The sequence below is a fragment of the Novosphingobium sp. genome (genome assembly GCF_965229225.1).
Lineage (GTDB): Bacteria > Pseudomonadota > Alphaproteobacteria > Sphingomonadales > Sphingomonadaceae > Novosphingobium.
The window spans coordinates 4084556-4108868 of record NZ_OZ245867.1; the positions used below are offsets into that span (position 1 = coordinate 4084556).

Annotated in this window: 18 protein-coding genes; 5 read left to right on the forward strand and 13 right to left on the reverse strand. The window is 65.8% G+C overall.

The genetic code is table 11. From position 1 onward, the window contains the following. Positions 1-266: 266 nt before the first annotated feature. Entirely contained in the window at positions 267-2867 is a 2601-nt protein-coding gene (locus ACO06X_RS19185) for a TonB-dependent receptor (protein ID WP_421837727.1), read from the forward strand. 83 nt (positions 2868-2950) lie between these two features. Here ACO06X_RS19185 and ACO06X_RS19190 read toward each other — a convergent pair whose 3' ends face one another. From ACO06X_RS19190 to ACO06X_RS19215, 6 genes are all read right to left on the reverse strand, one after another. After that, positions 2951-3376: a DoxX family protein gene (locus tag ACO06X_RS19190; protein ID WP_421837728.1), complete on the reverse strand. Its 426-nt coding sequence runs from the start codon at positions 3374-3376 to the stop codon at positions 2951-2953. 137 nt (positions 3377-3513) lie between these two features. Then, on the reverse strand, positions 3514-4704 hold the full coding sequence (locus tag ACO06X_RS19195; protein WP_421837729.1) for a glycosyltransferase: 1191 nt from the start codon (positions 4702-4704) through the stop codon (positions 3514-3516). Positions 4705-4712: 8 nt separating this feature from the next. Beyond that, complete coding sequence (locus ACO06X_RS19200) at positions 4713-5243, reverse strand: DUF2141 domain-containing protein (RefSeq protein WP_421837730.1); 531 nt, start codon at positions 5241-5243, stop codon at positions 4713-4715. Next, positions 5240-6190: a hypothetical protein gene (locus ACO06X_RS19205; RefSeq protein WP_421837731.1), complete on the reverse strand. Its 951-nt coding sequence runs from the start codon at positions 6188-6190 to the stop codon at positions 5240-5242. Before ACO06X_RS19205 ends, ACO06X_RS19200 begins: the two co-directional genes overlap by 4 nt. Before the next feature lie 40 nt (positions 6191-6230). Further along, entirely contained in the window at positions 6231-7403 is a 1173-nt protein-coding gene (locus ACO06X_RS19210) for a glycosyltransferase (RefSeq protein ID WP_421837732.1), read from the reverse strand. Then, positions 7400-8188, reverse strand: coding sequence for a DUF2334 domain-containing protein (locus tag ACO06X_RS19215; protein ID WP_421837733.1), 789 nt, complete (start codon positions 8186-8188; stop codon positions 7400-7402). Before ACO06X_RS19215 ends, ACO06X_RS19210 begins: the two co-directional genes overlap by 4 nt. Positions 8189-8500: 312 nt before the next feature. Here ACO06X_RS19215 and ACO06X_RS19220 point away from each other — a divergent pair, with 312 nt between their 5' ends. After that, positions 8501-9172 carry an RBBP9/YdeN family alpha/beta hydrolase gene (locus ACO06X_RS19220; RefSeq protein WP_421837734.1) on the forward strand — a complete coding sequence of 224 codons (672 nt, stop codon included), beginning with the start codon at positions 8501-8503 and terminating at the stop codon, positions 9170-9172. Here the strand turns inward: ACO06X_RS19220 and glgX are convergent. From glgX to ACO06X_RS19255, 7 genes are all read right to left on the reverse strand, one after another. Next, positions 9152-10933, reverse strand: a complete 1782-nt coding sequence (gene glgX / locus ACO06X_RS19225; protein WP_421837735.1) for a glycogen debranching protein GlgX — start codon at positions 10931-10933, stop codon at positions 9152-9154. The two genes, ACO06X_RS19220 and glgX, sit on opposite strands and share 21 nt — an antisense overlap. Continuing rightward, the gene (locus ACO06X_RS19230; protein WP_421837736.1) at positions 10930-12558 is read right to left on the reverse strand and encodes an alpha-D-glucose phosphate-specific phosphoglucomutase; all 1629 of its coding nucleotides are present in this window, start codon (positions 12556-12558) and stop codon (positions 10930-10932) included. Before ACO06X_RS19230 ends, glgX begins: the two co-directional genes overlap by 4 nt. After that, positions 12555-14006, reverse strand: coding sequence for a glycogen synthase GlgA (gene glgA, locus ACO06X_RS19235; RefSeq protein WP_421837737.1), 1452 nt, complete (start codon positions 14004-14006; stop codon positions 12555-12557). The genes ACO06X_RS19230 and glgA overlap by 4 nt, the downstream gene beginning before the upstream one ends. 142 nt (positions 14007-14148) lie before the next feature. Beyond that, a complete protein-coding gene (gene glgC / locus ACO06X_RS19240) occupies positions 14149-15408 on the reverse strand; it encodes a glucose-1-phosphate adenylyltransferase (RefSeq protein WP_421837738.1) in 1260 nt (419 codons plus the stop codon). Between the two features lie 43 nt (positions 15409-15451). After that, complete coding sequence (gene glgB / locus ACO06X_RS19245) at positions 15452-17626, reverse strand: 1,4-alpha-glucan branching protein GlgB (protein WP_421837739.1); 2175 nt, start codon at positions 17624-17626, stop codon at positions 15452-15454. A gap of 16 nt (positions 17627-17642) precedes the next feature. Next, on the reverse strand, positions 17643-20027 hold the full coding sequence (locus ACO06X_RS19250) for a glycogen/starch/alpha-glucan phosphorylase (protein WP_421839954.1): 2385 nt from the start codon (positions 20025-20027) through the stop codon (positions 17643-17645). 286 nt (positions 20028-20313) lie between these two features. Beyond that, positions 20314-20814 (reverse strand): Rid family hydrolase, encoded by a 501-nt coding sequence (locus ACO06X_RS19255; protein WP_421837740.1) that lies wholly within the window; start codon positions 20812-20814, stop codon positions 20314-20316. Between the two features lie 200 nt (positions 20815-21014). Here ACO06X_RS19255 and ACO06X_RS19260 point away from each other — a divergent pair, with 200 nt between their 5' ends. The 3 genes from ACO06X_RS19260 to ACO06X_RS19270 are packed head-to-tail and all read left to right on the forward strand — an operon-like array spanning position 21015 to position 24152. Beyond that, positions 21015-21458, forward strand: a complete 444-nt coding sequence (locus tag ACO06X_RS19260) for a c-type cytochrome (RefSeq protein ID WP_421837741.1) — start codon at positions 21015-21017, stop codon at positions 21456-21458. 37 nt (positions 21459-21495) lie between these two features. Then, positions 21496-23091: a flavin monoamine oxidase family protein gene (locus ACO06X_RS19265; RefSeq protein ID WP_421837742.1), complete on the forward strand. Its 1596-nt coding sequence runs from the start codon at positions 21496-21498 to the stop codon at positions 23089-23091. Between the two features lie 59 nt (positions 23092-23150). Further along, the gene (locus ACO06X_RS19270; RefSeq protein ID WP_421837743.1) at positions 23151-24152 is read left to right on the forward strand and encodes an NADPH:quinone oxidoreductase family protein; all 1002 of its coding nucleotides are present in this window, start codon (positions 23151-23153) and stop codon (positions 24150-24152) included. Positions 24153-24313: the final 161 nt, after the last annotated feature.

A 24313-nucleotide genomic window follows, 5' to 3' on the forward strand; every position in this document is an offset into this window, starting at 1 on the left:
CGGACCGCGCGGTGCGCAATTTTCTTCATGGAGGGTAGAAGATATGTCGAACGATATAGGGATAAGCAATAAAAAGTTACAAATAGCGACTCAGAGAATTCCAGCATTAAATTTGCTGCGTGGACATCGTGTCACACTTGAGCGGAACCCACGGAAAACCGCCACTTTTGCGTTACAGCTCAGTGTCAGAATGTCAGAAAACCGTCACGCAAGCTGCCTAGAGCGCCGTCATCCGGGGCCTAAGACCTGTCTAATTGAGGTTTACCATGACATTCGAAAACACCCTTCGCACCGGCCTGCTGGCCGGAGCGGCGACGCTCGCACTCGCTTCGTTTCCTGCCTTCGCGGCCGCTGCGGCCGAGCCTGCCGCAGCGGAGGCCGCACCAGCGCCTGCCGCCGGTCTGCCTGACGGCGTGCCGATCGAGGAAATCGTCGTCACCGCGACGAAGCGCGAAACCAGCCTGCAGAAGACCCCGATCTCGATCTCGGTGGTGAATGCGGAAACCATCCGCGAGCGCCGCGTGCAGAGCCTGCTCGATCTCGCCGACGGCGGCGTGCCGAGCCTTCGCGTCGCGACCTTCGAAGCGCGCCAGTCGGCACTGACCATCGGCATCCGCGGCATCGTTCCGCTCGATGCGAACCAGCCCGCGCGCGAACAGGGCGTTGGCATCTACATCGACGGTGTCTACCTGGGCCGCCAGCATGGCCTCAACACCGGCCTGTTCGATATCGAACGCGTCGAAGTGCTCAAGGGTCCGCAGGGCACCCTGTTCGGCCGCAACACCGAAGGCGGCGCGCTCTCGCTCATCTCGAAGGCGCCCACCGGCGAATTCGGCGGCAGCATCGATGGCAGCATCGGCAACATCGGCTCGCGCAGCGCGGCGATCCACCTGAACCTGCCCGAAGTGAAGGGCTTTTCGGTCAAGCTCGATGGTGTCTACCAGCACCAGGATCCCGTCACCAAGAACCCGCTGCAGGGCCAGGAAGGCTGGGGCCTGTTCGATCGCAAGGGTTTCCGCGCTGCCGTGCGCTGGAAGCCGGTCGATGGCATTACCAACGATTTCACCTATGACGTTGCGCGCGACGAGAACACGCCGTTCTACAGCCAGCTGCTCAACTACAACCCCAACAACTGCCTCAGCGGCGGTTCGAACGCCTCGCCGCTGGCGATCCCCGCCGGCAGCGCCTGCACCACCCCCGGCACTGCCTTTGTCGGCACGCAGGGCACCGTTCGCCCACTGCTTCCGGGCGTCGTGGTCAACGGCGAAACCCTGATGCGCACGGCCGACATCGGCGTTCCGCAGCGCCGCAGCTTTGATGAGACGCACGGCTTCACCAACGTCCTCAAGTGGAAGATTTCGCCGGAAGTCGAACTGCGCTCGATCACCGCATGGCGCGGCGTGGACGTGCAGCAGTGGGACAACTCGGGCGGCGCGCACCGCGTGCCGGTCGTCAACTACACGCCGGCGTGTACCGCGAATGGCCCGGCGAGCTGCACCTTCAGCCGCTACAGCCTCGCCGACCTGCGCCAGCGCCAGTTCAGCCAGGAACTGCAGGCTGTCGGCACGATCGGTTCGGTCGACTACGTTGCCGGCCTCTACTACTTCACCGAAGCTGTGAGCGACACCGCCGCCACGCCGAACTCGATGCGCGTGATCTACAACACGCCCACCCAGGCAACCTACGTGCCCAACACGTTCTGCACGGCCGATACGCCGGAATTCGTCGGCCAGGCGGTGAACGGTTGCTCGATCGACCGTGCCTCGCAGGTGCGCTCCAAGAGCTATGCGGCCTTTGGCCAGGCCACCTGGAATGCGTCCGAGAAGCTCCACATCACGGTCGGCGGTCGCTACACCTGGGACGAAAAGCAGGGTCAGCTGACCTTCTCGCGCAACGTCGACTACCGCACCAACCCGGTTATCGCGGCGCAGAACGGCTACCAGCCGCTCGACAAGAAGTGGCGGCGCTTCAACCCGCTGGTCACGGTTGCCTATGATTTCGACAGCGATATCCATGGCTATGTGAAGTACGCGACCGGGTATCGCGCTGGCGGCGCTAGCTCGCGCACGTCCGATTATCGGGCGTTCAATCCGGAAGACGTCAAGAGCTACGAAGTCGGTCTTAAGGCTGACCTGTTCAACCGCCATGCCCGCCTCAACCTCGCAGGCTACGTCATGAATCGGACGAACAGCCAGGTCGATCTTTCGACGGTCCAGCCCACGGCGACCGGCAACTTCAACAACCTCGTGACCTTCAACGCCCCGGGCACCACCAAGATCCGCGGCGTGGAAGCCGACCTCACGGTGAAGCCGGTCGATCGCCTGACGCTGAACCTCTCCTATGCCTATACCTACACCGACATTCCTCTCGTGCCGGTGACGTACACGCAGTTCAGCAGCACGGGCGTCGCGCTCAACAGCACGACCGTGTTGCAGAAGTTCTACATCGTCTACACCCCGCGCAACGCGGCAAGCGCCTCGGTTGATTACGACCTGCCTGAAATTCTTGGCGGCGCCCGCCCCAAGCTGCACGTCGATGCCAACTATGCGCAGGCGACGCAGGCTTTCGACCAGTTTGCCACGAAGGCTGACTCGAGCTTCATCGTCAACGCCCGCCTGTCGCTGCTCGACATCGGGCTTGGCGGCGGTGCTGCCAACAAGCTCAACATCGGCCTGTGGAGCCGCAACGTGTTCAACCACCAGTACGTCTACCGCCGCGATCCTTCGAACAGCCTTCCCGCTGTCCAGACGACCGGTCCGGCGAACACGAACGTTGTCGTGATCGGCAACAACGGCAGCGTCCTGGGTGACTACGGCAACTTCAACATGCCGCGCACTTTCGGTTTCGACGCCTCGATCAAGTTCTGATCGCAGCGTAGACCGCGCACAGCAGAACGGCGGCCGGAGCGATCCGACCGCCGTTTTTCTTTGCGCGGAAGGCGCGAAGGGGCTCAGCGCTTGTCGAGGCCGATCCGGCCCGAGCCGAAGGCCGCGACCTGCAGCAGGCCGCCCGCCATGGCGAGGTTCTTCAGGAAGTGGATGAACTGGTTCTGGTCAGCGAAGTGCGCGTGAAAGGCGAGCGCGGCGATCACGCTGAAGCCGGCCAGAACCAGCGCCACGAACCGCGTGCGAAAGCCCGCGATCAGCGCGAGGCCGCCGCCGACCTCGATCAGCGCCGCAGCGATCAGCGCGGCGGGCGCGAAAGGCAGGCCGGCGCTGGCGATATAGCCGATCGTGGCATCGGGGTTGGCGATCTTGCCGATGCCGCTCAAAATGAAGATCGCAGCGATCAGGACGCGGCCGGCGGCGGCGAGGATGTGGCCGGTGACCGGGACGGAGACTTCGGCGGCGGGGACGGTTGCAGTGGTGGTGGTCATGGCATGATCCTTTGCAAGTCAGGCCGGGCGAGGGGCCGTCCGGTCTTGTTGCAATCGGGATAAGCCTGTTCTGGCATCCGGAAAATCCGGATAAGTTCAATCAAATTGTTCGATCATATTGAAAAGCGGGAACGTGCTTACGCCGCGCGGCGTGGCCCGGGCTTGCTGCGGTTATCGCGCACCAGTCGCTCGTAGCTGGCGAACAGCTCGGCGAAATGGTCGTCCATCACGCGCGGGCTCGGGATTTCGGCGCGGGGGCCGTCGAGCCCGGTTTCGCGCGCGATGCAGTATTCCACGATTGTTTCCGCCGCCGCCGCTGCATTGGCGGATTCATAGATCCACCCGCCAGACGCACGCGCCTGGTCAGCCGCGCCGCCTTCATCAGGGGCGATCAGCGGCAGCCCGCTGGCGCGCGCCTCGGCCGCGACCATGCAGAATGTCTCGGCCTCGCAGCCATGGACCAGCGCATCGGCGCTCGCCATCACGCGCGCCAGCTCGGCCCGGTCGGTGATCGGCTCGAGAATGCGGATATGCGGATTGCCGCCAATGCGCTTCTCGATCGCCTTGAGATCGCGCCCCTGTCCCGCCAGCACCATGCCGACCGGACGGCGCGTACCCGCCGCGGTGACGGCATCGACCAGCATCGGCCAGCGCTTTTCAGGCGCGAACCGGCCCACGCCGATCAGCAGCGTCGCGTCCTCGGGCAGTTCGCACAGATCGAGCAGGCCCTTGCGCAGCCGTGCATCGCGGTGGCCGGGTGCAAACACACCGGGATCGACGCCCATCGGATTGGTCACGACGCCCGCGAGGCCGCCTTTGGTGAGCCGGTCCGACAGGCCCTGGCTCGCGCTCACGATCATGTCGAACTGCGTGTCGAGCTTGCGCAAGTGCCGCCAGTAGCGGTCGAACGCCTTGTCGATTACCGGGCGCGGGGCAACGCCATCGAACCAGCGGTAGGCATAGGCCGAAAGCGGATCGGCATGCATGATCAGCGCGCGCGGCGCCGCGCCCGGCCAATCGCCGACAAGGCTGGCGCTGCGCCAGGGCGAGGAAGCCTCCACCATGTCCGGCGCTTCGCGGTTGAGCGCGGCATAGAGCCCGGGCACGTCGCTGAAATAGCGGTAGTTGAAATCGAGCGGGAACACCGTGTTCTTCAGCCAGACGATGCGCGCGTTCGGTCCGCGTTCCTCGACGCGGTTTTCCTCGCCCGGTGCGATGACGACCACTTCGTGGCCCAGCGCCGCACCGGCCTTCAGCTTGCGATCAACATATGTGCGCACACCGCCACCCTTGGGCGCGTAGAAAGCGCATACATCCACGAGCTTCATGCGAATACCTATGATCGTTTGAGCGGCCCGAACGAGAACAGGCCGGTACGGTAATTCATCACGATGCGCAATGTAGTCAGCCCGCCACCCGCATTGACTGAGACAGTGCTGGCCTTTGGCTTCGACCACCCCAGCTTCGGATTGGCCGAAAAACCGATGCCATCGTGGCTGAGGCTGAACTTGCGATCGGCATTGCGGTCATGCAGCACCGTCACCGCGTACGTGCCGGGTCCGGGCAGGCGGATGCATACGCGCGGCGTCGGCTCGGCCGGAACCCCCACTTCCACGCGGCGGAAGGTCTTGCCGGCCATGACCAGAATGTTGTCGTCTGCCAGAAAGTCGCTGTCGTTCGCCGGATAGACCTCGACCTTCACGCGCCCGGCGCGGTCCTTGAGGCCGATCAGATCGACAAGAAAGGCTGGCCCGCTCTCACCGGGGCGGCATTGCCCTTCGGCCTTGCCCAGATCCGGCGTTGAAGGGATTGGCCCTGCGCCGCAAAGCAACGCAAGTGCTGTCCCCAGGAAGATGGCCCGTTTCAAGCATTCTTCTCCTTCTGCACCAGATCAAGCAGCATCAAGCCAATGAACAACACCACATGCGTTGCCACGATCAGAAGCGATATCATGGCAATCATGTCGCTTGTCTGAACCTGACTGCCGACAAGCAGGGTCGAGATTCCGGCAAACGCGATGTCTTTATTGGGAATGAGCGGCAGGCGGGACAAGAGCAGCCGAACAGTTGCGAACAAAAGCCACGAACCCATGCCCACGCCGGGGAGGATAAGGTGCCAGGCAAGCGCGGAGAGGCCGGTATTGGCCACGATACGCAAGGTGTGGACGACGAAGACGAAACCAAGGTCAGCGCGGGGCAGGCTGAGCAGGCCATTGCGGAAGAACATGATGACGAGGCTGGTGACGAGCACCACGCCGATCGAGGTGGTGAGCACGTGCCCGTCGGTCGTGCCCGCGCCGTCGAGCCCAAGCTGGCTGATGATCGGCCACGTGAAGATCAGCAGCAGCACTGTCATGATATTGCCCGCGAGCGCTGAAAGGATCGCCACGTCCTTCACCGCGCCGAAGGGTGAGCCGGCCATCTTCACATGGCGCCGCGCCCAATCGTAGAAATAGACTTCACCGACATAGCCCAGCAGCAATTCGTTGCCGATCAGCTTCTTGAGCAGTGGGAAGATGCCCGAAACCGGAATGCCCCACAGCTTGCGGAAGATCACCCAGTCCGCCACCGGCCCTGCGAAGTAGCTCGCCGCCAGCACCAGCCAGATCCACGGGGATGTCGGCACGATCGACCAGACCTGACCCCAATCGATCTTGCGCAGCTGCCACAGCACGGCAACCAGAATGGCGAGCGAGATCACCGGGCCGACCCAGCCGCTCCACTTGCGCAGGCTGCGTTCGAGCGGCGCGGTGGAAGGCAGCGCGGTAGGCAGCACTGGCGGCAGGGTTTCGGTCAGGGCTTCGGGTGGAACCATGGGGGAAAAATCCTTCGAGGAGCCCGCCTCGCCATCGGGGTTAAGCACGGGCGAGGCCCTCCATCAGCGCGAGATAGCCATGCGAAGCTATCTCTACGGTGAACCGCCGTGATTGATCGCGCGCAACGGCTTCGTCAAATTTCAACTTGGCAATGTCTTCCATCGCCTGTGCCAGCGCTGATGCATCGCCTACCGGCACGAGGAGGCCGAACCGGCCGCCGCCCAGCATGTCCTCCATGCTCACGCTGCACCGGGTCGAAACCACCGGCAGACCGGCTGCCAGCGCCTCTGCTACCACGGCAGGAACGCCTTCATATTCCGAGGAAAGTACCAGCGCATCCGCCGCTGCCAGCTCGGCATCGAGCGGGCTGACGTGGCCTGGCATGCGCACCTTTCCGCTCAGTCCCAGACGGGCGATCTGCGCCTCCAGCGCCCGGCGTGCAGAACCTTCGCCAATGATGGCCAATCGGTCATCCGGCCCCGCCATGCGCGCAAAGGCATCGATCAGCAGGGCGAAATTTTTCTGTGCGGCAAGCCTGCCGATGGCCAGGAAGCGCCGTCCGGGCGCGCGCGGCGCCGCTTTGGCGGCTTCGCGCGCAGCCGCCAGCCGCTGGATGTCTGCTTCGGCGAGCGAGGGGTCGTCGATCACCGCAATCCGCGCATCCTCCGCGCGCATCAGGGTGCCGATCTCCTCGCGCATCGGCGGCGCCATGCCCACCAGCCGGTTCAGCATCCGGCCCTGTATCCGCAGCCATACCCGGTAGAACGGGCGGGCCGGGGCGGGCAGGTCGCTCCGGGTCAGGTCGTTGCTGATCTTGGCGACGATGGGCGGGCAGGCCTTGCCCAGCAGCAGCCGCATTGCCACCGCCACCACGGTATAGGAATTGCCCGCGCAAAACAGCACGTCGGGCCGGATCCGCCGGATCGCGCGGGGCAGCAGGGCGATCATCCACAGCGTTTCCCAGGCCGCGCTCGGGATCGCCTCGGGACCGAGCACATCGTACTCCAGCCCCGGCCACTCGCGCTTCATCGCGCCCGCCGTGCGCCCCAGAACCAGCCGCGCGTCGTGCCCCTGCGCGCGCCATGCCTCATGCAAGCGCAGCGCCACGCGCTCGACGCCGCCCGGCTCGAAGCTGTGGAGGAACGTCAGAATGCGCAGGGGCTGCGCGCCAGCGGGCGTTCCGCGGGTCAGCGCGGCCGACAGCGCGTTCATGCGCCGCCGCCGAGCGCGGCATAGCGCGAAGGCTCATGCGTGCGCACGAAGCGCGCCAGCGTGCGGTCGATGCTGTCCAGCAGCGCGGGCACCGTCGTATCGCCCGGATGGACGGCCACGCGGATCGTGCGGGTGAAGGGGAGGGCCGCCCGGCCCAGCGCTGCGGCCAGCAGCGAACTGGCGATGCGGGCCTTGCTGCGGCTCGCCCAGGTGATCACCGGGCCTTTCGCCAGCACTTCGCCGCTCGCGGGCCGCCACACCTTCATGTGGTCCTCGGCCAGTGCAAAACCCAGCTCGCGCATCGCCGCATGCGCGCCATCGCCATAAAGCCACGCCGGCGCGATGAAGCCTGCCACCGGGCGGCCGATGACGTCTTCCACCAGCGCGCGCCCATCGCGCATGCGGGCGAGCGCCTCGGCCTGCGGCAGGTTCAGGAACTCGCCTTCGCCCGCGGTCATGTGCTTGCCCTTGATCGCGGCAAGGCCCTCGGTCGCCGGCGTCTCGTCCTTGTGGGACCAGCCGTGAAGGAACATCTCGATGCCCTGATCGGCCCAGCCGCGCAGCCTTGCCGCGAACGCGGCGTTGCCCGCAATCGGCGCGCCGCGCCAATGGTCGGGGATCACCAGCATGGCGAACTTCGCCTCGCCCACGTGCCGCGTCAGCCGCTCCGCCAGCGCATCGACCTGAGCCTCGAACCGCGGCGAGACATCGTGGATCGAAACGACCAGCCGGTTTTCTGGCCGCCGCCGCGCGGAAACAGGGGAGGAGGGCGCGGGGGCGTTCATGCGCGCGCCGGTATCACCACATGCTGCACTGCCGCAAGGCGCAGTCGCATCCCGCCATCGTTTGTCGTCATCGGTGTGGCCCCTGCGCGTGAACTGGTTTGGCCCATTTGCCCGCTTAGTGCACGCCAACTGCGGCGAGGACATGGCAATCGTGTGACCAATCCGCAAGACGGCGCAGGTCCCGCCGCAGATCGGCGAAATCCCCGCGCGCTTCGTCGCGGCGCTATTGTCTATCGAAAAAGTTGAGTTAACGTCAGGCCTGTCGGGACGTGCACCGAGTCGACCGGCCATTTCCTCTCCTGGAGACGTTTTATGGCCAATTTCATCACTGTTCAGAACGAAGCGGTCCAGCCGGTGATCCTTACCGTGCCGGGCCTTGGCAACTCCGGCCCCGGCCACTGGCAGACGACATGGGAGGCCCGCTTGCCGCGCTGCCGCCGGGTCGATCTGGGGCTGTGGGAAGATCCCCATCGCAACACCTGGGTGAACAAGCTCAACCTCGCGGTCCAGCGCGCCGAAGGGCCGGTGGCGCTCGCCGCGCACAGCCTCGGCTGCCTCGCGGTTGCCTGGTGGGCGGAGTACGAGCAGCCCGGTGGACCCGTGGATGGCGGAAAGGTCATCGGCGCGCTGCTGGTGGCCCCGCCCGATGTAGAGGAGCGCCCGCTCGACCGGCGGCTCACCCGCTTCGCCCCTGTGCCCGAGCGCGCGCTGCCGTTTCCTTCGGTGCTCGTTGCCAGCCGCAACGACCCTTACCTGACGATGGCGCAGGCACGCGGGCTTGCCCGCCGCTGGGGCGCCCGCCTCGCCGATGCGGGGGAGGTCGGCCACATCAACGCCGCGTCCGAACTGGGCGATTGGGCATTTGGCCGCCTGCTGCTCAACACGCTCCTGCCGCAGCCGCTGCCGGTTGTGCAGGATACACCGCGTGCGCAGCCGGCGGCGCGGGACGAGTTTGATCCGGCGCTAGTCTGGCAGCGCGCCTGAGCGGATTCCGGGTCCGTCCACCCCGGGTCCGGCATAGGAGGCGGCGCGATCGATCCTCAATCCCGTCGATCGCGCCGCCTCGCTTTTTGATTGCCATGTGAAGCCCGCCGCCTGTGGGTCCTCCCAGCGCGCGGCGTCCATCGCCGCCCCATCAAGCGCGCGCCATTCGCCCCCTTGCGGAAACTGCGCAAGGCTGCGCGCCGCCCGCCACGCCGCCAGCGCCGCGACATGGTCTTCCAGCGCGCGGTCGCGGTTTTCCCAGTCGATCCACGTCACCGCGTTGTCTTGCGCATAGGCGTTGTTGTTGCCTTGCTGGCTGCGACCGAACTCGTCGCCTGCCGTCAGCATGATCGTGCCGGTCGAGACGAACAGCGTGCCCAGCATCGCCCGAGCCAGCTCCGCGCGGCGGGCGCGCACCGCGGGATCATCGCTCGGCCCTTCGACGCCGTTGTTCCAGCTGAAGTTCTCGCCATGTCCGTCGCGATTGTCCTCGCCGTTGGCGTGGTTGTGCCGCTCGGCATAGGCGAGCGTATCGGCCAAGGTGAACCCGTCATGCGCGGCAAGGTAGTTCACCCCGCGGCAGTCCTTGCCGAAAATGTCGGACGAGCCTGCAATCCGCGTCGCCAGCAGGCCAACGCCCGCATCGCCCCGCCAGAACCGCCGCACATCATCACGATAGCGGTCGTTCCATTCGAGCCAGTGCGCGGGAAACCGCCCCACCTGATAGCCGCCCGGCCCGATATCCCACGGCTCGGCAATCAGCACCCGGTCCGCGAGCCACGGATCGGCGGCAATCTCGGCAAAGATCGGCGCATCCGCCGCAAAGCCCGGCCCGCGCGCCATCACGGTTGCGAGATCGAAGCGGAACCCGTCCACCCCGCAATGCTGCACGAAATGGCGCAAACTTTCGATCACCAGCGCGCGCACCGCCGGGTTCGCGAAATCGAGCGTGTTGCCGCAGCCGGTATCGTTGATCAGCGAGCCATCGGCGTTGTGGGCATAGGCCGCATTGTCGAGCCCGCGAAACGACAGCACCGGCCCCAGCACATCGCTTTCACCAGTATGGTTGAACACGAGATCGAGGATCACCCCGATCCTGCGCGCGTGGAGCGCCGCCACCGTCTCGCGCAGTTCCGCCACGCCGCCCGGGCACAGCCGCGGATCGAGCGCCATCGGTACGACCGGATTATACCCCCAGGCATTGCTGAGCCCGAGTGGCGGCAGGTGGCGCTCATCGATCCACGCCGTGATCGGCATGAGCTCCACCGCGCTGACATGCAGCTTTTCGAGATGCGCCAGCACCGCCGGATGCGCGAGCGCCGCCACTGTGCCGCGCTTCGCCTCGGGCACATCCGGATGCAGCATGGTGAGGCCGCGCACGTTGACTTCGTAGATCAGCCCGCCGCGCTTGAAGACCGGTGGCCGCAAGGGCACCTCCGGCAACGGGCCGTGCATCACCGCGCGCGGAACCAGCGCGGCGGTATCCACGCCGTACGCCGAAAGCGCGGGGCTGTAGGTGAAGGCACGGTCCAGCTCGAACGCGCGCGGATCGACCAGAAGCTTGGCAGGATCGAACCACAGTCCGCGCTCGGGCGCCCATTCGCCTTCCGCGCGCAGGCCATAGCACGTGCCGGGAGCAGGGGCCTCGAGCACCCAATCATCCCCCCGCCGCGCCATCGGCAGCCGGGTCTCGGCATCCCCGTCAAACAGGCAGAGCGTGAGAGCCTCGGCGCGCGGCGCGCGCACCGAAAGCTGGGTCATGTGATCACGTCAGGCGCCGACCGGCCGGTGCGCGCGGCGATCCCGGCAATCGCTTCGGCTGCTGCGATCAGATCGCCCAGCATGGCGTCGGTATCGGCATCGAGCGTGCCGCCCGCTGGCTCGTAGCGCTCCAGATAGAGCCGCAACGTCGCGCCCTCGGTGCCCGTGCCTGAAAGCCTGAGCACGATGCGCGATCCGCCCACAAACAGCACGCGCAGGCCTTGGTTGGCGCTGTGCGAGCCATCGACCGGATCGTCATAGGCAAAGCTGTCGGCCTTCTCGACCGTCAGCGGCCCGAAGACCTTGCCGGGCAGCGCGGGGAACGAGGCCTCCAGCGCGGCCATCAGCGCCTCCGCCACATCCTTGGGCAGTGCTTCATAATCGTGCCGCGCGTAGTAATTCCGCCCGAACTTCGCCCAGTGCGCCCGCGCAATCGCCTCCACGCTCTCGCCCCGCACGGCAAGGATGTTGAGCCAGAGCAGCACCGCCCAGAGCCCGTCCTTCTCGCGCACATGGTCCGAACCGGTGCCCGCGCTTTCCTCGCCGCAGATCGTCGCCTTGCCCGCATCGAGCAGGGTGCCGAAGAACTTCCAGCCCGTCGGCGTCTCGAATGCCGGAATGCCGAGCGCCTCCGCCACCCGGTCTGCCGCTGCGCTCGTCGGCATCGAGCGCGCGATCCCGGAGAGGCCTTTGGCATAGCCCGGCGCGAGGTGCGCATTGGCCGCCAGCATCGCGAGGCTGTCTGATGGCGTGATGAAGATGCCCTTGCCCACGATCAGGTTGCGGTCTCCGTCCCCGTCCGATGCTGCCCCGAACGCGGGCGCATCGGGCGAGAACATGAGGTCGAACAGCACTTTGGCATGGACGCGGTTGGGATCGGGATGGTGCCCACCAAAGTCTTCCAGCGGCACGCCATTGTGGACGGTGCCGGGGCGGAACCCCAGCCGCTTTTCCAGCACTTCGATGGCGTAGGGGCCGGTCACGGCATGCATCGCATCGAACGCCATGCTGAGGTCATTCGCGACCGCCGCGCGGATCGCGGGGAAATCGAACAGCGTCTCCATCAGATCGGCCCAGTCGGCCACAGAATCGATCACCACGACGGTCATGCCCGCCACCGTCTGCACGCCCAGCGTATCGAGATCGACGTCCGCCGCTTCCACCGTCAGCCAGCGGTCGATCACCTTGGTCCGCGCGAAGATCGCATCGGTAATCGCCTCGGGCGCGGGGCCGCCATTGGCGATGTTGTACTTGATGCCGAAGTCCTCGTCCGGCCCGCCGGGGTTGTGGCTGGCCGAAAGGATGAGCCCGCCGCTCGCACCGTACTTGCGGATCACATGGCTGGCGGCAGGCGTCGAAAGGATGCCGCCACGGCCCACCAGCACCCGGCCGTAGCCATTCGCCGCCGCGATGCGGATCGCCGCCTGGATCACCGTCCGGTTGTGATACCGTCCGTCCCCGCCGATCACGAGCGTCGAACCCGGCTCGGGCGAGACAGCATCGAACACCGACTGGATGAAGTTCTCGGCGTAGTTGGCTTGCGCGAACACGCGGACCTTCTTGCGCAGGCCCGAAGTACCGGGCTTCTGGTCGGCGAACGGCGTCGAGGGAATCGTCTGGATCATGGCGTTACCGTAAGGCTCTTGTAGAGGTCGGCATAGGCCCCGCCGCTGCCGGTCCATGAGAAATCGGCGCTCATCCCCGCGCGCTGCAGGCTGCGCCAGGCGGCGGGATCGCGGAACAGTTGCACCGTCCGGGTCAGCGCATCGGCGAGGGTCTGATACCGCACCCCGTCAAACTGTACGCCCGTCGCCACGCCGGCCTGCCGGGCGGCGAGATTGGCGTCGATCACCGTATCGGCAAGCCCCCCCGTGCGGCTCACCACCGGCACGCAGCCATAGGCGAGGCCATAGAGCTGCGTCAGCCCGCAAGGCTCGAACCGGCTCGGCACTAGGATCGCATCACCCCCGCCCAGCATGTGGTGCGAAAGCGCCTCATCATAGCCGATGCGCACCCCGATCCGCCCCGGATGCCGCGCCGCTGCCGCATGAAACCCGCTTTCGAGCGCCGCATCGCCCGAACCCAAAAGCGCCAACCGCCCGCCGATGCCGACAAGATGGTCTGCCGCTTCGAGCAGCACGTCCATGCCCTTCTGCCAGGTCAGCCGGCTGATGACGATAAAAAGGGGACTGTCCCCATTTTCGAGCCCAAATTCGGCCTCCAGCGCGCGCTTGTTCGCCGCTCGCTTGCCGAGTGCCTTGGCGGTGTAGGGGGCCTTCAGCGCCGGATCGCTCGCCGGGTTCCACACCGCCGGATCGATCCCGTTGACGATCCCGCTCACGTCGCTTTCCCGCGCGCGGATCAGGCCTTCGAGGCCCATGCCGAAGCCGGGCTCGCGGATTTCGCGCGCGTAAGTCGGGCTCACCGTGGTGATCCGGCTGGCGGAAGCGAGACCGGCTTTCAGGAAGCTGATCCCGCCGTGATATTCGATCCCGTCGATCGCCATGGCCTGCGGCGGAAGGCCCAGCGCCGGAAACAGGTCCGCGCCGTAATGCCCCTGAAACGCCATGTTGTGGATCGTGATCACCGAAGGCAGCTGCGGCCCCGCTGGTGCAAAGCGCTCATAGGCCAGCGTCATCCCCGCCTGCCAGTCATGAGCATGGACGAGATCGAACGACAGCCCTTTGACCACGCCCCCCGCCACATCCGCCGCCGCGCGACCGAAGGCGGCAAAGCGTTTCCAGTTGTCCGCCCAGTCGCGCCCGGTGGCATCGCCATATGGCCCGCCCTCACGCGCATAGAGCCCCGGCGCATCGAGCACCAGCAGTGCATGGCCGCCGATCCTGCCCGCCAGCAGCCGTGCGGGTTCGCCCAGCAGGCTCTCCCACTTGTGCACCACCTTGGGCTTCTTGCCGAGCGTGGCGATCACCGCCGGATAGCCCGGCAGCAGGGTCGTCATGGCCACATCGTGCGCCGCCAGCGCCTCGGGCAGCGCGCCCACCACATCGGCGAGGCCGCCGGTCTTGACCAGCGGCACCGCTTCGGAGGCGACGGAGAGGACATTGAGCGTCATGAGAGCACTCCAGCGCTGCTCCCTTCCCCAGTAGGGAGGGGTTGGGGGAGGGGGTTCGGCCTTTCCCGCAAGCGCCACTCACCCCCACCCGGCCTCCCCCAAACGGGGGAGGGGCAGAAACGGCAGTGAAATGTCGCCGGTGTCACGTCAGCCGCTCGATCATCGCCTTGTTGATCAGGCACACCCCGCTTTCGGTGCGGCGGAAGCGCTTGGCATCGAGGATCGGGTCCTCGCCCACCACAAGGCCCTCGGGAATGCGCACGCCGGAATCGAGGATCACGCGGCTGAGCCGTGCGCCGCGCCCGATGTTGCAATAAGGCAGGATCACGCCCTCATCGACGCTGGAGAACGAGCCCATTTTCACGCCGGTAAACAGCAACGACCGCCGCGCGATCGCGCCCGAGACGATGCAGTCCTGCGAGATCAGCGAGGAAATCGCCATGCCGCGCCGCCCCTCGAGATCGTGGACGAACTTGGCCGGCGCGGCCACGACCTGGTCCGTCCAGATCGGCCAGTCGCGATCATACATGTTGAGCTTGGGCACCACGTCGGTCAGATCGAGGTTCGCCTCGAAATAAGCGTCTACCGTGCCGACATCGCGCCAGTATTCGCCGATTTCCTCGGCCGCGCGGATGCAGCTATCGGTGAAGCGGTGGGCGACAGCCTTCCCGTTCTTGACGATATCGGGGATGATATCCTTGCCGAAATCGCGGGTCGAATTGGGATCGGCCGCATCGCGGCGCAGCGCCTCGAACAGGAACTTCGTCTCGAACACGTAGATGCCCATCGAGGCGAGCGAGTGTTCGGGATCGCCGGGGATCGCGGGCGGATCTTCCGGCTTCTCGACGAAATCGGTGATCACCGAAGCGCCATCGACCGCCATCACGCCAAAGCCCTTGGCTTCCTCGCGCTTCACCACGAGGCAGCCGATCGTCACGTCCGCGCCGGTCGCGACATGCTGCTGCAGCATGATCTCGTAGTCCATCTTGTAGATATGATCGCCCGCAAGGATGACCATGTACTTGGGCGCGTGGCTCGCGATGATGTCGAGGTTCTGGTAAACCGCGTCCGCCGTCCCTTCATACCACGCATGCTCGGAAATGCGCTGTGAAGCGGGCAGGATGTCAAAGCTCTCGTTGCGCTCTGGCCGCATGAAGTTCCATGCGCGCTGCATGTGGCGGATCAGCGAATGCGCCTTGTATTGCGTCGCCACGCCGATGCGCCGAATGCCCGAATTGATCGCGTTCGAAAGCGCGAAGTCGATGATCCGGCTGACCCCGCCGAAATAGACCGCGGGCTTGGCGCGGTTGTCGGTCAGCTCCCACAGGCGGCTGCCGCGCCCGCCTGCCAGCACATAGGCCATGGCGTCACGCGCCAGCGGCTGTCCATAAGTATCGCGCATGGTCCTTCTCCCTCCTTGCCCCAATTCTTGTCTCGTGAAGCGCTTATCCCTCGAACACGAACATCACTGTCGACAGTGGCGGCAGCACGACAAGTGCCGCGCCATCTTGCGCCGTCACGCCGCCCAGATTGCCCTGGCCCGATCCGCCATAGTTGCCCGCATCGCTGTTGAGCGCCTCGCGCCACGTGCCGTTCTCGGGGAACGGCAGGCGGTAGTGCCCGTGCAGCGTCGGTGTCATGTTGCTGACGACAACCACCGTCGGCGCGCCCGGTGCCTTCCGCGCCCAGGCGAAGACCGAAGCGGCGGCATCATCGACCACCAGCCATTCAAAGCCCTCACCCTCGCAATCGCGCTGATGGAGCGCGGGCAAGGTGCGATAGGCGTGGTTGAGGTCCTTCACCCAGCGCTGCACCCCGGCATGTTCAGCGAGATCAAGCTGATACCAATCGAGTTCGCGCGCCTCGCTCCATTCGCGCCCCTGCGCAAACTCCTGCCCCATGAACAGCAGCTTCTTGCCCGGATAGCCCCACATCAGCCCGTAATAGGCGCGCAGGTTGGCGAACTTCTGCCAGGCATCCACGCCGCTCATCTTGCCCAGCAGCGATCCCTTGCCGTGGACCACTTCGTCATGGCTCAGCGGCAGCACGAAGTTCTCGCTGAAGGCATACATCAGCCCGAAGGTGATCTCGTCGTGGTGATAGCGCCGGTGCACCGCATCGCGCGCCATGTAGGCCAGCGTGTCGTGCATGAAGCCCATGTTCCACTTGAACCCGAAGCCGAGGCCCCCGCGTGGTGGCCCGCTCGCATCTGTCGGCAGGGTGACGCCCGGCCAGCTCGTCGATTCCTCGGCAATCGTCAGGAACCCGGCATGGCTCGCATAGACCGCACGGTTCATCGCCTGCAGGAATGCCACCGCTTCCCAGTTCTCGCGGCCCCCCTCGGCATTGGGGATCCACTCGCCGTCCTTGCGGCTGTAATCGCGGTAGAGCATCGAGGCGACGGCATCCACGCGCAGGCCATCGACGTGATAGCGCTCAGCCCAATAGAGCGCATTGTTCACCAGGAAGCTCAGGACTTCGCGCCGCCCGAAATTGTAGATCGCGGTCTGCCAATCGGGATGGAAGCCCAGCCGCGGGTCGGCATGCTCATAGAGATACGTGCCGTCGAACTGCGCAAGGCCATGCGCATCGACCGGGAAGTGCGCCGGCACCCAATCGATCAGCACGCCGATCCCCGCCCGGTGCGCCCCATCAACGAACCGTGCAAAGCCCTCGGGCTCGCCGAAGCGGGCGGACGGCGCAAACAGGCCGGTCGTCTGGTAACCCCAGCTCGGATCGAAGGGATGCTCGGAAACGGGCAGGAACTCGATATGGGTGAAGCCCATCTCGACGACATAGGGGATCAGCCGGTCTGCCAGCTCGTCCCACGAATAGAACTCGCGGCCATCGCCGGGCTTCTGCCAAGATCCGGGGTGCACTTCGTAGATCGAGATCGGCACCCGGCGCGGATCGGTCGCGGCCCAGCTTGCGCGGTGGTCGGCATCGCCCCACGCATGCACATCAGGCGCATCGATCACGCTCGCCGTCGCGGGCCGCAGTTCGGAGCGGAAGGCAAACGGATCGGCCTTGAGCGGCTGCACTGCGCCGCCAGGGCCGACCACGCGGTACTTGTACGCGCGCCCCGGCTCGATATCGGGCAGGAACACTTCCCAGACGCCGATATCGGCCCGCCGCCGCATCGGGTGGCGGCGCCCGTCCCAGTCGTTGAATTCGCCGACCACCGAGACCAGCTCGGCATTGGGCGCCCAGACCGCGAAATGCACGCCCCGCGCGCCTTCGTGATCGATCACATGCGCGCCGAGTTTGTCGAACAGGCGAAGATGCGTGCCCTCATTGATCAGGAAATCGTCGAGCGGCCCCAGCACCGGCCCAAACGAATAGGCGTCGGTCTGCCACCACTCGTGCGGGCCTGCGGTGCAGCGATACTTCACCGGCTGGCGCGGCCCTTTGACCACGCCTTCGAACAGCCCGCGCTCGTCGATCCGCGTCAGCGTGCCCAGCGTTTCTCCGCCCAGCGCATGGGCCTCCGCCGTCTCTGCCCCCGGCAGCACCGCGCGGGCAAAGGCACCACCCGGTCCCTCGTGAATCCCCAGAAGCGCGAAGGGATCGGCATGAGTCCCGTTCAGCAGGGCTTCGAGCGCGGCGGGGGAGGGCTTCATGAGGCCAGAATCGTGATCAAGTCAAAGCTCCCCAGATCTCGCGCGCATATTCGCCGATCGTGCGGTCGGACGAGAACCAGCCGACGTTGGCGATGTTGCGGATTGCCTTGGCGCGCCACCCGGTCTGATCTTCCCACATCCGGTCCACCTTGCGCTGCGCCGCGTGGTAGCCGTCGAAATCGGCCGCGACCATGAACCAGTCGTGGTCGTAAATGCCGCCCATCAGGGAGGCATAGCGCGTTGGATCATCGGGCGAGAACACGCCCGTCGCGATGGCCGAGACCGCCTGCTGCAATTCGCGGCTCGCCTCGATCACGGCGCGCGGATTGTAACCGCCGGCACGCTTCTCAGCGACTTCGTCTGCCGTCAGCCCGAAGATCACGATATTCTCGTCACCCACCCGGTCCTTGATCTCGACATTCGCGCCATCAAGCGTGCCGATGGTAAGCGCGCCGTTCAGCGCAAACTTCATGTTGCCGGTGCCCGAGGCTTCCATGCCCGCCGTGCTGATCTGCTCCGAAAGGTCCGCCGCCGGAATGATCCGCTCGGCCTTCGAAACGTTGTAATCCGGCATGAACACGACCTTGAGCAGCCCGCCCACCGAAGGATCGGCGTTCACCCGCCGCGCGATGTCGCTCGCCAGTTTGATGATCAGCTTGGCGTTGTGATAGCTCGATGCCGCCTTGCCGCCAAAGATCTTCACGCGCGGCACCCAGTCGCGCTCCGGGTGGCTGCGGATCTGATCGTACAGCGCCACCGTCTCGATCAAATTGAGCAACTGGCGCTTGTATTCGTGGATGCGCTTGATCTGCACATCGAACAGCGCATCGGGATCGAGCCTGAGGCCCATGGTCTGGCGCACATAGGCCGCGAGCGCGACCTTGTTGGCCCGCTTCACTTCGGCAATCCGCTCGCCCAGTGCGGCGTCATCGGCAAAGGCATTGAGCTCCGCCAACTTCTCGGCATCGTCGAGGAAGCCCGGCCCGATCGCATCGGTGATCACGCTGGTGAGGCCCGGATTGCACTGCTGCAGCCAGCGGCGCGGCGTGACGCCGTTGGTCTTGTTGTTGATGCGCGTGGGATAAAGCCCGTGCAGGTCCGAAAAGACCGTGGACTTCATCAGTTCGGTATGGAGCGCCGCCACCCCGTTCACGCTGTGCGCGCCCACGAACGCAAGGTTCGCCATGCGTACGCGCCGTTCGCCCGCTTCGTCGATCAAGCTGATCGCGGAGATTGCACGGTCATCGGCTCCGCTCTTGCGCGCCTCGCGCAGCACGCGGCTGTTGATCGCGTAGATGATCTGCATGTGGCGCGGCAGCAGCCGTTCGAACAGCGGCAGCGGCCAGCTCTCCAGCGCCTCGGGCAGCAGGGTGTGGTTGGTATAGCCGACCGTGCGCCGCGTCACGTCCCACGCCTCGTTGAAATCGAGCCCGTGGAGATCGACCAATATCCGCATGATCTCGGCCACCGCGACGGCGGGGTGCGTATCGTTCAGCTGGATCGCCGCCTTGTCCGGCAGGCTGGCGATATCGCCGTACGTCTGCACGTGACGGCGCACGATGTCCTGGATCGAGGCGGAGGTGAAGAAATACTCCTGCCGCAGCCGCAGTTCCTGCCCGGCGGGGCTGGAATCCGCCGGATAGAGCACGCGCACCAGCGTTTCGGCACGCACTTCTTCGGCCAGCGCACCGGTATAGTCGCCCGCATTGAAGGCATCCAATCGGATCGGATCGAGCGCGCTCGCGGTCCACAGCCGCAGCGTGTTGACCCGCTTGCCGCGCCAGCCGACCACCGGCGTATCGACCGCGGAGGCTTCGACCTGCTCGGCCGGAATCCACTCCACCCGGTCGCCCTTGTCCACCACTTCGCCGCCGAAGCCGATGCGGTATGCGCTCTCGCGCCGGTCGAATTCCCAGGGATTGCCGTGGCTGAGCCAGGTCTCGGGCAGTTCCACCTGCCAGCCGTCATCCAGCCGCTGGCGGAACATGCCGTTCACATAGCGGATGCCATAGCCGTAAGCAGGGATATCGAGGCTTGCGAGGCTTTCCATGAAGCACGCCGCCAGCCGCCCGAGCCCGCCATTGCCGAGCGCCGCATCGGGCTCCAGATCCTCGATCGCCGAAAGATCGAAGCCATAGGAGCGCAGCGCCTTTTCCATCTCCCGCGTCAGGCCCATGTTCGAAAGCGCATCGCGCAGCAGGCGGCCGATCAGGAATTCGAGGCTGAGGTAATAGACCCGCTTGCCGCCTGCCTCATACGTGCGGTGCGTCGATTCCATCCACTGGTCGATCACCTTGTCGCGCAGCGCGAGGACGGTTGCGGTAAACCAGTCGTGCGGGGTCGCGGAATGGACGTCCTTGCCCACGCGGTGCCGCAGAACGTCGAGAATATGGGCCTGCATATCACCCGCCTCGGCGCGTGAGGCGCTGGCAGCGGGCTTGTCACTCTGGTCGAGGCGCACGGATCGTCACTCCCCCTGATCGGATGCGGCTTGGCACGGGCTTCTGCGGCGGCCCTCGCTCTGGCGTCCCAATGGTGTCCGGCCTCTCCCGGTGCTCGCCTCGCAGACTAGGCGAGGGATGTCACCGGCGGCAAGCCACCACATGCCGCCTAAGAGACCGAAGCGGGGCGGCTGTCCAAAAGAATACGTTTGCAATCGTTCCTTGGCGTTCCCGCTGCCGCCCGCCTCAGCGCTTCTTCGCGGCGACCGCCTCGATCTCGATCAGGAAATAGGGGCCCGCCAGTGCCGCCACCTGAAAGGTCGATCGCGCCACGGTATTGGGGTTTTCGGCCGTCTTGAAGAATTGCTTGAAGCCTTCGTTCGCCCCGGCAAAGTCCATCTTGCCGAGCTTGGGATCGGCCACCACGAACAACGTCAGCTTGATCACGTCCGACATCGCATAACCGCGCGCCTCGAGGATCGACTTGATCTTGGCGAGCGCGCTGATTGTCTGCGCTTTCGTATCGCCGAGGTCCTCGATCGATTTCACGTCGGCAAAGGTCTTGGCCGGATCGATGGGGGAGGCGAGCTGGCCCGACAGGTAGAACAGGTCCGTCCCCGCTTTCACGTCCGCCCCGTCGAGGATCAGCGCCTGCGGATTGCTTTGAACGCGAGTCACCTGCGCCGCGGCAGGATGGGCGAAAGCAAGCGCGGCGAAAGCCAGCGCGGAAAGAAGCGTGAAGCGCATCGGAGGTCCCCTTCAAACAGCGCCGCAGCAAGCGGCGGGTTCGGCGGCGACCATACGCGACAATTCGCAGCCGCAAAAGCGGCTGAATGCCCCAATGGTCAGGGCCGCGCGCGTCAATCCAGCAACAATTTGCATTGACGGCGCTGCAATGCAGCATAGCTTGGCGCAGTACCGACGGTAGCAGGAGTGGGACCACGACCTTGCCGGGATATCGCCACACGTCTCTTCTTGCCGGCGCGCTTGCCCTCGCCGCCGCACTCGCGTTCGCCGATCCCGGCGCGGCGCAAGACCGTGGCGGCGCTTCCACGGTCGAGGTTTCGGACGAGGGCAGGGAGCTTTACGAGCAGATCTGCCAGTCCTGCCACATGGCCGATGCGAAGGGCGGCGGGGTCCCCGGCGCGATGTTCCCCGCGCTAGCCGGCAATCCGCGCCTTGCCGATCACGATTATGCCAGCATCGTCGTGCTCAAGGGACGCGGCGGCATGCCGTGGTTTACCGACATTCTCACCCGCCCCCAGATCGCCGCGGTAATCAACTACGTGCGCGGCCACTTCAATGCCTATCCCGATGCGGTGACGGTCGCCGATCTCGACCGCATCACCACCGCCAATCCGCCGGTGCCCGATTGCAATTGCGGCCACTGATGTCCCGCCAGAGACTCACGTTTTCAAGGTGCCCCGCATGACCGAATCTGTTTTGCCGACAACCCGCCGCGATCTCCTCACCCTGATCGGAAAGGTGGGCGGCGGTGCGGCGCTCTATCAGGCGATGACGGTGATGGGTCACGCGGCGGAATCGCAGTTCACCGGCCCGCCGGGGCTATCCGGTGCAAAGCGCGGCGCTTCGGTCCTCGTACTCGGCGCGGGGCTTGCCGGCATGCTGGCGGCCTATGAACTGACCAAGGCGGGCTACAAGGCCCAGATCCTCGAAACGCAAAACCGCGCGGGCGGGCGCAACATGACCTTGCGCGGCGGCGATGTGGTTACCGAACTCGGCTCGGTCCAGAAAGTCGGCTTCGCGCCCGGAAACTACATCAACCCCGGCCCCTGGCGCATCCCGCACCACCACCGCACCGTGCTGCACTATTGCAAGGAACTGGGCGTCCAGCTCGAACCCTATATCCAGAACAACACCAACGCCTTCGTCCACCGCAAGAGCGCTTTCGGCGGCAAGGCGCAGCGCTACCGCGATGTGGTGACAGACTGGAAGGGCCACGTCTCCGAACTGCTCGGCAAGGCGCTCAATGCAGGCGCGCTCGATCAGGCCGTCACGGGCGAGGACAAGGCCAAGCTGCTCGAGGCGATGCGCAGTTGGGGCGTGCTCGACAAGAACATGGCCTATGTGAAAAGCGAGAAGCTGGGCGAGCAGCGCGGCTGGCAGCGCCCGCCGGGTGGTGGGGTGAACGGCGAGCCGATCCCCAATGATCCCTTCAGCCTCAGCGATACGCTCGACAGCAAGATCTGGGAAACGCTGGGCTTCTTTGCCGAGCACGTGATGCAACCCTCGATGTTCCAGCCCAGGGGCGGCATGGACCATATCGGCAAGGCGTTTCAGGCCCGCGTCGGCAAGCAGATCCGCTATGGCACCCGCGTGACGAAGATCGCGCAGGATGATCGCGGCGTCACCGCCTCGTGGACCGATGCCAAGACCGGCGCGGTGGGCGAGACCAAGGCCGACTGGATGGTCTGCACGATCCCCGCCACCGTGCTCGGCCAGATCGAAATTCAGGTCTCGGGCGCCAAGAAGGCTGCAATCAAGGCGCTGCCCTATGGCAATTCGGTCAAGATCGGGCTCGAAATGAACCGCCGCTTCTGGGAGACGGAGGACGCGATCTATGGCGGCAGCTCGTTCACCGATCAGGCGATCGGTCTCATCAGCTATCCCAGCCACGGTGCTTTCAGCGATGGCCCCGCCGTGCTGCTCGGGGCCTATCCGTTCGGCGTCGGCGCCTATATCCTTGCGGGAATGACACCGGAGAAGCGCATTCAGGCCGCGCTCGATCAGGGCTCGGTATTCCATCCCAAGCACTACAAATCCGAATTCCGCAGCGGCGTTTCGCTTGCGTGGAGCCGCATGCCCTGGATTCTGGGCTGCTGCGCCACCTGGACCGAGGAAAGCCGCGCCGCGCACTACCAGAACCTTGTCTCGCTGGATGGCCGCATCGTGCTCGCGGGGGAGCATTGCTCCTACTACGGCTGCTGGCAGGAAGGCGCGCTGCTCTCCTCGCTCGATGCGATCACCCGACTGCACCAGCGGGCATCGGCGGCCCAGGGCTGAACGGGTCTGGACGGCGCGGCGCGGCTGAGGCATCGCGGGCGGCGGGAGAACAACCGCCGATGACCATGCTGCCCCTCGTAATGCGCGTCCTCGAAGTGTCCGCGCTGGCCCCCGATCTCGCCGGCGTAGGCCTTGCCGAGCGGCCCGTGCCGCAGCCGGGGGCGGGGCAGGCGCTGGTCCGCATCGAAGCCGCCTCTCTCGGCTTTCCCGATCTGCTGATGACCGAGGGGCTCTATCAGGCCAAGCCTGCGCTGCCCTTCGTGCCCGGCATGGAAGCTGCCGGTGAAGTCGTCGCGGCGGGCGAGGGCAGCCGCTGGGAGGTGGGCGACAAGGTGATCGTCGCGACCCTGACGGGCGCCGTGGTGCAATACGGCGTCTTCGCCGATGCCGCGCTGCTGCCGCTGCCCGCTGGCCTGTCCTTTGCCGAAGGCGCATCGCTGCGCGCCGCCTATATCACCGCCTACACCGCCATCGCGCGCATCGGCCGCGCCGAGCCGGGCGAGACGCTGGTGGTCCACGGCGCGGCAGGCGGGGTGGGCCTTGCTGCGGTCGATCTCGGCAAGGCGCTCGGCCTCACCGTTATCGCGGTGGCTTCCACCGCTGAGAAGCGCGAGGCGATCCAGCGCCTCTATGCGCCCGATCATGTGCTTGCTGGCCCCACTGGCCTGCGCGAGCAGATCCTTGAACTGACCGGCGGGCGCGGCGCGGATCTCGTTTACGATCCCGTTGGCGGCGATGTGTTCGATGAGGCGTGCCGCTACACCGCATTCGGCGGCCGCCTGCTCGTCGTGGGCTTTGCCGGCGGACGCATTGCCGAAGTGCGCACCAACATTCCGCTGATCAAGGGCTTCTCGGTCGTCGGCGTGCGCGCGGGCGAATATGGCCGCCGATTCCCCTCGCGCGGCGCGGAAGACATGGCCGCGATCCTGGGGCTGGCAGGCGATGGCCGCATCCGCCCGCATGTCCACTCAGCCGTGCCGCTGGCCGATTGGCGCGAGGCCTACCTCGCCATGCGCGAACGCCGCGTGATCGGGCGGACGGCAATCCTGCCCAACGCTTGAGCTCTCCCCACCTCGTCATTCCCGCGCAGGCGGGAATCCAGATAGGCTGGCGCGGCGTTTACGGCTCTGGGTTCCCGCCTGCGCGGGAATGACGAAATCTGGAGGGGGGGGGGAGCCAGATGGATGTAGCAGGCGGCCCGCACCCATTCTGAACCGGACCA

Bases quoted from the DNA above. Each gene is read 5' to 3' on its own strand.
- ACO06X_RS19230 (WP_421837736.1), bottom strand. From the start codon at position 12,558: ATGATCCAGACGATTCCCTCGACGCCGTTCGCCGACCAGAAGCCCGGT.
- ACO06X_RS19190 (WP_421837728.1), bottom strand. From the start codon at position 3,376: ATGACCACCACCACTGCAACCGTCCCCGCCGCCGAAGTCTCCGTCCCG.
- ACO06X_RS19255 (WP_421837740.1), bottom strand. From the start codon at position 20,814: ATGCGCTTCACGCTTCTTTCCGCGCTGGCTTTCGCCGCGCTTGCTTTC.
- ACO06X_RS19270 (WP_421837743.1), top strand. From the start codon at position 23,151: ATGACCATGCTGCCCCTCGTAATGCGCGTCCTCGAAGTGTCCGCGCTG.
- ACO06X_RS19195 (WP_421837729.1), bottom strand. From the start codon at position 4,704: ATGAAGCTCGTGGATGTATGCGCTTTCTACGCGCCCAAGGGTGGCGGT.
- glgA (WP_421837737.1), bottom strand. From the start codon at position 14,006: ATGACGCTCAATGTCCTCTCCGTCGCCTCCGAAGCGGTGCCGCTGGTC.
- ACO06X_RS19205 (WP_421837731.1), bottom strand. From the start codon at position 6,190: ATGGTTCCACCCGAAGCCCTGACCGAAACCCTGCCGCCAGTGCTGCCT.
- glgC (WP_421837738.1), bottom strand. From the start codon at position 15,408: ATGCGCGATACTTATGGACAGCCGCTGGCGCGTGACGCCATGGCCTAT.
- ACO06X_RS19215 (WP_421837733.1), bottom strand. From the start codon at position 8,188: ATGAACGCCCCCGCGCCCTCCTCCCCTGTTTCCGCGCGGCGGCGGCCA.
- ACO06X_RS19250 (WP_421839954.1), bottom strand. From the start codon at position 20,027: ATGCAGGCCCATATTCTCGACGTTCTGCGGCACCGCGTGGGCAAGGAC.
- ACO06X_RS19265 (WP_421837742.1), top strand. From the start codon at position 21,496: ATGACCGAATCTGTTTTGCCGACAACCCGCCGCGATCTCCTCACCCTG.
- glgB (WP_421837739.1), bottom strand. From the start codon at position 17,626: ATGAAGCCCTCCCCCGCCGCGCTCGAAGCCCTGCTGAACGGGACTCAT.
- ACO06X_RS19210 (WP_421837732.1), bottom strand. From the start codon at position 7,403: ATGAACGCGCTGTCGGCCGCGCTGACCCGCGGAACGCCCGCTGGCGCG.
- ACO06X_RS19220 (WP_421837734.1), top strand. From the start codon at position 8,501: ATGGCCAATTTCATCACTGTTCAGAACGAAGCGGTCCAGCCGGTGATC.
- ACO06X_RS19185 (WP_421837727.1), top strand. From the start codon at position 267: ATGACATTCGAAAACACCCTTCGCACCGGCCTGCTGGCCGGAGCGGCG.
- glgX (WP_421837735.1), bottom strand. From the start codon at position 10,933: ATGACCCAGCTTTCGGTGCGCGCGCCGCGCGCCGAGGCTCTCACGCTC.